This is a genomic window from Alkanindiges hydrocarboniclasticus, assembly GCF_001982605.1.
In the GTDB taxonomy this organism is placed as follows: domain Bacteria; phylum Pseudomonadota; class Gammaproteobacteria; order Pseudomonadales; family Moraxellaceae; genus Alkanindiges; species Alkanindiges hydrocarboniclasticus.
In genome coordinates this window covers 1-7,753 of sequence record NZ_MLCN01000002.1, presented here as the reverse complement: position 1 = coordinate 7,753, position 7,753 = coordinate 1, and the positions used below count along the sequence as shown (strand labels likewise).

The following is a 7,753-nucleotide window of genomic DNA, read 5'->3' as shown; positions in this document are numbered from 1 at the left end:
TAACAACTCAAGCATTAAAGAGTTTCTTCAATATGAATGACCATACTACTACCTATATTATTTTTAAGATAATTTAGACCATAACGAATGAATGCTAGAATATCTATCAAGACTAACTCGCTTTCACTGAACCCATAATCAATCACTTTAGGATTTCTGTAGCCAATCTTAGTTTCAAAATCCATATTTAATTTTTCAGCTATTTCATCATTAAAAGAATCCCAATTTGAACTACATTGTCGAATTAAATGATCAATTTCCTCTATCAGTTCAGGTAAGTATTCATCATTTGCAGTGATCAACTGTGTAATTTCAATATCACCATCACCCACTAAAAAATCTGAATGTTTTATATTTATACCTTGTGCTTTTATCTGATAAAAAGCATCTCGATGTTCGGATCGAGGTATATCATTATAGGTAGAAACTTCAAGAGTCTTATGCAGTATATCTTGGTCTAAATCGCGATAAACTGAAATAGTATAAGGGGTTGCTGCTGACATATCTAAAATCCAAAAAATAAGGGCTGATTAATCAGCCCTTACCTTCACATAATCAATGACTTAAGTCAACTGAGCAGCACTGATTTTCTTGGTGTCAACCTTGCCCGCTTCGGCAGTGTATTCACCCATACGATCAAAGTTCATGTAGCGATAGATCTCGCCAGCCATGCTGTCGATGTTCTGGGCATAACCCATGTATTCAGCAACAGTTGGCAAGCGACCCAATACCGCAGCAACAGACGCCAGCTCAGCAGAGGCCAGATACACATTGGCACCCTGACCCAGACGGTTCGGGAAGTTACGGGTAGACGTAGACACACACGTGGTGTTTGGCGCTACACGGGCCTGGTTACCCATACACAGTGAACAGCCCGGCATTTCAGTACGCGCACCGGCACGACCATAAATGTTGTAGTAGCCTTCTTCCATCAACTGATGCTCGTCCATACGGGTTGGCGGAGCCAGCCACAGACGGGTTGATAAAGAACCACCTTCTACTTTTTCCAGCAGCTTGCCAGCCGCGCGGAAGTGACCAATGTTGGTCATACAAGAACCAATGAACACTTCATCAATTTTTGCACCAGCAACATCAGACAGCAGTTTGGCATCATCTGGATCGTTAGGGCAGCACAGAACTGGCTCAGTGATCGTGCTTAGGTCAATTTCATAAACCTTGGCATATTCAGCATCGCTATCTGCTTTGATCAGGCTTGGGTTATCCAGCCATTTCTGCATATTTTCAACACGGCGTGCCATGGTACGCGCATCGCCATAACCTTCTGCAATCATCCATTTTAACATGGTCATGTTGGAGGTTAGGTATTCAGCTACTGATTTCTCAGACAGGGTGATTGAACAACCCGCAGCAGAACGCTCGGCAGAAGCATCAGACAGCTCGAATGCTTGTTCAACAGTCAGGTCGCCTTCGTATTCGCTCAGGTCAATCTCAAGGATACGACCGTTGAAAATGTTCTTCTTGCCTTTTTTCTCTACGGTTAAATCACCTGCTTGAATGGCAACGTAAGGAATGGCATGTACCAGATCACGCAGGGTGATACCAGGCTGCATTTTGCCCTTGAATTTCACCAGTACAGATTCAGGCATATCCAGTGGCATTACGCCAGTCGCAGCAGCAAACGCCACCAGACCAGAACCCGCCGGGAAAGAAATACCAATTGGGAAACGGGTATGCGAGTCACCACCAGTACCTACGGTATCAGGCAACAGCATACGGTTTAACCAGGAGTGAATGATACCATCGCCGGGACGCAAGCTGACACCACCACGGTTCATGATGAAGTCTGGCAGCGTGTGGTGAGTCACCACGTCAACTGGCTTTGGATACGCGGCGGTATGACAGAAAGACTGCATCACCAGATCAGCAGAGAAACCCAAGCAAGCCAGGTCTTTCAGTTCATCACGGGTCATTGGGCCAGTGGTATCCTGAGAGCCAACAGTGGTCATGCGCGGTTCACAGTAAGTGCCAGGACGGATGCCAGTACCTTCTGGTAAGCCACATGCGCGACCAACCATTTTCTGTGCTTGGGTGTAACCTTTGCCAGTGTCAGCAGGCTGTACCGGCGTGCGGAACAGTGTCGATGGCTCAAGACCCAAAGCTTCGCGCGCCTTGGTGGTCAGGCCACGGCCAATGATCAGGTTGATACGGCCACCAGCACGAACTTCGTCTAGCAATACTGGGGTTTTCAGTTGGGATTCAGCAATTTGCTGGCCCTCTTTAAACGCCGTAACGGTAGCGGTTTCTTTATTGATTTTCAGGGTAACTTCGTCACCCATGTTCATGTTGTTAACATCAATCTCAATGGGTAATGCACCGGCATCTTCCATGGTATTGAAGAAAATCGGCGCAATTTTTGCACCCAGACAAACACCGCCATCTTTCTTGTTTGGAATATGCGGAATGTCATCACCAAAGAACCACAGTACAGAGTTGGTTGCAGACTTACGGCTAGAACCTGTACCAACCACATCACCAACGTAAGCAACAGTATTGCCTTTGGCAATCAGTTCCTTAATCTGGCTCATTGGGCCAACTTCACCCGGTTTTTCAGGGTTGATGCCATCACGCTCGTTTTTCAGCATCGCATTGGCATGCAATGGAATATCCGGACGTGACCATGCATCCTGTGCAGGAGACAGGTCATCAGTATTGGTTTCACCCGTTACTTTGAAAACCGTAATCTTGATTTCTTCAGCAACATCTGGACGGCTAGTAAACCATTCGGCGTCTGCCCATGATTTTAACACCGCTTGTGCATTGGCATTACCAGCGGTAGCTTTATCAGCTACATCATGGAATGCATCAAATACCAGCAGGGTTTTCTTTAAGGCTTCAGCAGCGTCGGCACCCAGTGTTTCATCGTCCAGCAAGTCAACCAGTGGCGCAACGTTATAGCCACCGAGCATGGTACCCAGCAGGTAAACCGCACGCTTCTTGGTCACTAATGGAGAAGTGGCCTGACCTTTTGCAACAGCAGCCAGAAAAGCAGCTTTAACATAAGCAGCCTGATCTACACCAGCAGGAACACGATTTTCTAGCAGGTTAACTAGAAATTCTTCCTCATGTGCCGGCGGGCTTTTTAATAATTCAACCAGTTGAGCAGTTTGAGTTTCGTCCAGCGGTTTTGGCGGGACACCCAGTGCAGCACGCTCAGCAACGTGTTGGCGGTAGGCTTCTAGCACGGTGTTATTCCTCTTGTGGATGTTCATTGCGTGGGGTTCTAAACATGCTTGCTTAGCACACACAATTATGGATGTGTGGATTTTACTAAATTTCAAGCCAAAAGTTAATGTAACAATGGCAATTGCTGCAAATGCCCATTATTTTTTAAATAAATGATAGAGTTGGCAACATAAAGATTTTTATCCAACGCAGTATAACAGCTTGCTTGATTTTATAGCTGTGGTTCTTAAATAAGACACCATAATTTACATCAAAATTCTTATAGGCGCTGAACCACACTCTAAAAGTCATCATTATCAGCTTTGGGTTACTGGGCTTGGGGCTGTTTGGTTATACAGTGGGAACGCTTAAAACCAATATAAAATTAAACTTTTCAGCACATTTTATTCAAACTTTGAGCAACTCATTCGTAATTCTACATTTTGATGCAATATTGCCTGTAGCAAGCATTGCCAGCGTTGGTTCATTTTTCTAGACTGCCTATGGCTTTGCTATTTAATGTCATGACTATCACAACCCACAACCAAGGAACACCGCTCAGGTTTAAATATGAAAAATTTTTATATCCTTCCTCTGGCATGCGCGATTGCTGCGTTAAGCGCCTGTAGTCCTGCGCCTGTAAAACAAGAAATTATTATTCCAGTAACACCACAGCCTGCGCCACAGCCACTGGTTTTACGCAAAGTTGAACCAGAAACCTCAGCACCGCACTACCCTTTAAACCCGCGTAATTATAAGCAGCCGCTAAATCCGGTTATTGTTCAGCAGATTCGTGAAGCCCTGACCCCAAAAATTATTAACCCTGCTACGGGTGAAGTGGTTACCCGGCTGCCAATTCGTGTACCGGAAGATGCCGCGGTCATTAACCAGAACACCACAACCGCAGTGGCTGATAGCAATAATAGTTTGAATACGGCTGATTCATCGCAGGCCCAATCTCAAAATCTGCCTACTACGACAAACAACTCAGCAGACAATGCCAATGTAACAGCAGCAAATTTGGCAAACTCAAGTACCAGTACAGCCAATGGGACTGCGTCAAGTCTACTAACCGATAGTAATGGCCTCCCGGTAGCCGAACCGCAGGACACGCAAGCCGCCCTATTCAAAATTGACCCTGCCCTTAAGCTGGACGAACAGGCGGTTGCCAGTCTTGTAGCCAGCCAATCACAGGCCGCAGCAACACCTGCAACTTCTACCGCCGACAACACTGCGGCTGTTACTACAGATGCAGCCCCAACCAGCAATACTACCGATCTAGCAGCAAACCCGGCAAATACCGAAGTTACTGCACAGACTGTGGCCAGCCCTGCCGTTGATGCCACTACAGCAATAATACCAGTTCAAATAGCTGCTAGCACTACCCCTAAAATTCTGATTCCCATTCATCAGCAACAGATGAATAAAAGCGCAGGCATGCCGGCTCCCAGCAATGCAACGCTAGATGTCACCGAAATGGATAAGGACATTACGCTCATTGAAGGTAAGGCCCGCCATTATCCGACTTACTTTAAAGATAAATATGAGCGCTGGAAGGCTGAAAAGAAAATCAAGCTGTTAACCCAGCAACTGGATTTACTGGCCGTAGACCCGCGTGCTTCTTATGAAGTATTACTGCGTGCCATGAAGGCACATGTGCTGGCGCGTAATATGGATACCGGCCCGGATTCTGCATTCAAGTCGGCAGTTTATTTCCAGCGTTTGCTTAAATTAAAACCTGCCGATCCAGAAACCAGCTTCTGGTATGGATTCTCTTTGGGTGAAGGCGGTGGCTTTAGGGAGTCCATTTCCCATCTGGATACTGCGGTAAAAGCAGAATACCAAGAGGCTTATCTGGCTTTGGCACATAGTTATCTGCAAATGGAAGATAAGAAAAATGCCTTAACTGTATTAAGCAACTACAAAATCAAATACCCGGACGAAACAATTAAAACAGATCAGTTGATTGCAGAAATTCAGGCTGGCAAGCGTTACTCCATCTGGCAGTAATCCACTTTTACGATGAAAAAATAGGGCTTAAATGCCCTATTTTTTATCAATGCTTTAAGATATTAGCGCGTAGCAGCTGAAATATCGGCCACATGTACCTTGCCAGTTTTACGCATATACAGGCACAGCTTTTCCTGGGTTGCGGTTGCTTTGGGCTGTGAGCCAGCAACCGGTTTTAAATGCCCGCGCAAGGTAATGGCAGTGTAGCCAACCGTATCATCAAACAATATTGGCTTGCTGGAAACTACAGCATTCATTAAGCCACTGGCCGCAGTACACTTTTGCGCAACCTTACGGTCATGGTCTGCCCATGCTTCATCGGAAGATGCAAAAACAGGCATGGCAAGAGTTGCCACCAAACCTGCCACAACCACGTTGGCCAGTGACAAATGTTTAAAACGCACATGATTAATGCGCATAGTTATGCTCCTGAATACAGTATGAAGACAATTATGCAGGCTTTGTTACCCGGCAATATCGACATACTGTATAGGTTGCAGAACTAAAACGTAGTGGGCTGTAAACCTGCATACAACTTCATTTAAGGCATCCAGAACACATATAAGCCTAGGCATTTAACTCAGTGGCACAACCCGCATCACCTCTTCCAGCGTGGTTGTTCCTTCAGAAACCCGTTTAGCGCCTGCCAGCCGTAACGGTTGCAGTCCTTCCCGATACGCCTGCTGTTTGATCTGGTTCAGGTTTGCCCCGTCACCAACCAGCCGCTTCATTTCATTGGTCAGCACCAGAATCTCATACAAACCCATACGGCCCTTATAACCGGTTCCGCGACAATGCTCGCAGCCTACGGCCTGATATACTTGTGGGGGCGGATTACTGGTCCAGGGGCTCACCAGCTGGTTCCAGCTTTCCGGGTCAATGGTAGTGGGTGCCTTACAATATTCACAGAGGGTTCTAACCAGCCGTTGTGCCATAACGCCTAATATGGTTGCCGCAGTTAAAAAAGGCTGTACACCCAGATCATGCAGGCGCGTCAGGCTAGAAGGTGCATCGTTGGTATGCAGGGTTGAAAGTACCAAGTGGCCAGTTAATGCCGCCTGAATGCCCATATCTGCCGTGTCCTGATCTCGAATCTCACCAATCATGATAATGTCGGGGTCTTGACGCATCAGCGCGCGCACCCCTTCGGCAAAGCCCAGTTCAATGCTGGATTGCACCTGCATCTGGTTAAAACTGGATTCAATCATCTCAATCGGGTCTTCAATGGTACACACGTTGACTTCATCGGTAGCCAGTTGCTTAAGCGTGGAGTACAGCGTGGTGGTTTTGCCTGAACCCGTTGGCCCCGTAACCAGAATAATGCCATTGGGATGCGCGGCCATTTGCCTCCACTTGGCCAAGTCATCGCCAGTTAAGCCCAGTTGCTCAAAGGAACGCACCAGGACTTCAGGGTCAAAAATACGCATCACCAGCTTTTCACCAAATGCGGTGGGCAAGGTAGACAGGCGCAGTTCGGTTTCAATGCCTTTGGGTGTTCTGGTTTTTAACCGGCCATCCTGTGGCTTGCGGCGCTCGGCCACATTCATGCGGCCTAAAATTTTAATCCGTGAAATTACGGCTGTTAGAATCGGTGCAGGCATGTCATACACGGTATGCAACACGCCATCAATCCGAAAACGCACCCGTCCACCCTGCCTGCGTGGTTCCAGATGAATATCACTGGCGCGCTGGTCAAATGCATATTGCAACAGCCAGTCCACAATACGCACAATGTGCTGATCATTGGCGTCCGGGTTTTGTACATCGCCCAGTTGTAATAAAGCTTCAACACCCTTAGCCGTGGCTTCGGTGCCGCCTGTTCCTTTGGCACCAGCTATGGCACGGGTCACCTGATAAAACTCAATCAAATAACGGCTTAACTGTTCAGGGTTTAGCATCACCCGCACAATCTGGCGTGGACGCACAATATGCGACAGGTTTTCCAGCCAGTCATCATAAAAAGGCTGATCACTACCAATGGTAATGGTTTCACTATCCACTGCAACGGCCAGAATACGGTGCCGCTCGGCATACTCAAACGACATGATTGCGGTAACCGCAGGCACATTTACTTTTAATGGATCAATGCGAAAAAATGGAACGTCGGCTTTCTCTGCCAGCCATTGGGATAATAATGGCAGTGTCAGCTTTTGCTGCGTGGTGGCATCAGTTAAATCAAAACTGGCGATGAATTGCAAAGGATGCCATTGCAACTGATCCTTACGGCGTGGCGTGGTGGCAATGAGGTTGACATCGCGCTGGGAAATTTTGCCATCTTTAAGCAGTGCATCCAGACACCATCTAACATCGACCTGAAACGAAAAATGATGTTTTTTATTCAAAATGCTCTCCTTAGCGGCAACTGCTTCAACATTGATTTTAAGCTTGTATTTTATCGTGTAATTAGAGTTTAAGGATGAATTTTGGTAAGTAGCATAATTCTATGATACTAAATTTTGTCTTATTCATGCACCCATAGACCTTGTCCACCAATAAAATAGCTATGATAATTAGCCACTTCAATATTAAATACTTTTGTACATGCAAAGTGGTTTTGTGG

General features: G+C 46.5%; 5 protein-coding genes. 1 reads left to right on the top strand and 4 read right to left on the bottom strand.

What is annotated here, in order from left to right:
* Nucleotides 1-14: 14 nt before the first annotated feature.
* The gene (locus BKE30_RS00605; RefSeq protein ID WP_076876738.1) at nt 15-503 is read right to left on the bottom strand and encodes a hypothetical protein; all 489 of its coding nucleotides are present in this window, start codon (nt 501-503) and stop codon (nt 15-17) included.
* Nucleotides 504-563: 60 nt separating this feature from the next.
* Nucleotides 564-3,203: a bifunctional aconitate hydratase 2/2-methylisocitrate dehydratase gene (locus BKE30_RS00600; protein WP_076876737.1), complete on the bottom strand. Its 2,640-nt coding sequence runs from the start codon at nt 3,201-3,203 to the stop codon at nt 564-566.
* Nucleotides 3,204-3,753: 550 nt separating this feature from the next.
* On the opposite strand from BKE30_RS00600, the gene BKE30_RS15790 reads away from it, so the two are divergent.
* Nucleotides 3,754-5,193: a hypothetical protein gene (locus BKE30_RS15790; protein ID WP_143253610.1), complete on the top strand. Its 1,440-nt coding sequence runs from the start codon at nt 3,754-3,756 to the stop codon at nt 5,191-5,193.
* Between the two features lie 62 nt (nt 5,194-5,255).
* On the opposite strand, the gene BKE30_RS00590 is transcribed toward BKE30_RS15790, so the two are convergent.
* Nucleotides 5,256-5,612 (bottom strand): hypothetical protein, encoded by a 357-nt coding sequence (locus BKE30_RS00590; protein ID WP_083698373.1) that lies wholly within the window; start codon nt 5,610-5,612, stop codon nt 5,256-5,258.
* A gap of 156 nt (nt 5,613-5,768) precedes the next feature.
* Nucleotides 5,769-7,535: a GspE/PulE family protein gene (locus BKE30_RS00585; protein ID WP_076876736.1), complete on the bottom strand. Its 1,767-nt coding sequence runs from the start codon at nt 7,533-7,535 to the stop codon at nt 5,769-5,771.
* Between the last annotated feature and the right edge of the window lie 218 nt (nt 7,536-7,753).

Bases quoted from the DNA above. Each gene is read 5' to 3' on its own strand.
- BKE30_RS00605 (WP_076876738.1), bottom strand. From the start codon at position 503: ATGTCAGCAGCAACCCCTTATACTATTTCAGTTTATCGCGATTTAGAC.
- BKE30_RS15790 (WP_143253610.1), top strand. From the start codon at position 3,754: ATGAAAAATTTTTATATCCTTCCTCTGGCATGCGCGATTGCTGCGTTA.
- BKE30_RS00590 (WP_083698373.1), bottom strand. From the start codon at position 5,612: ATGCGCATTAATCATGTGCGTTTTAAACATTTGTCACTGGCCAACGTG.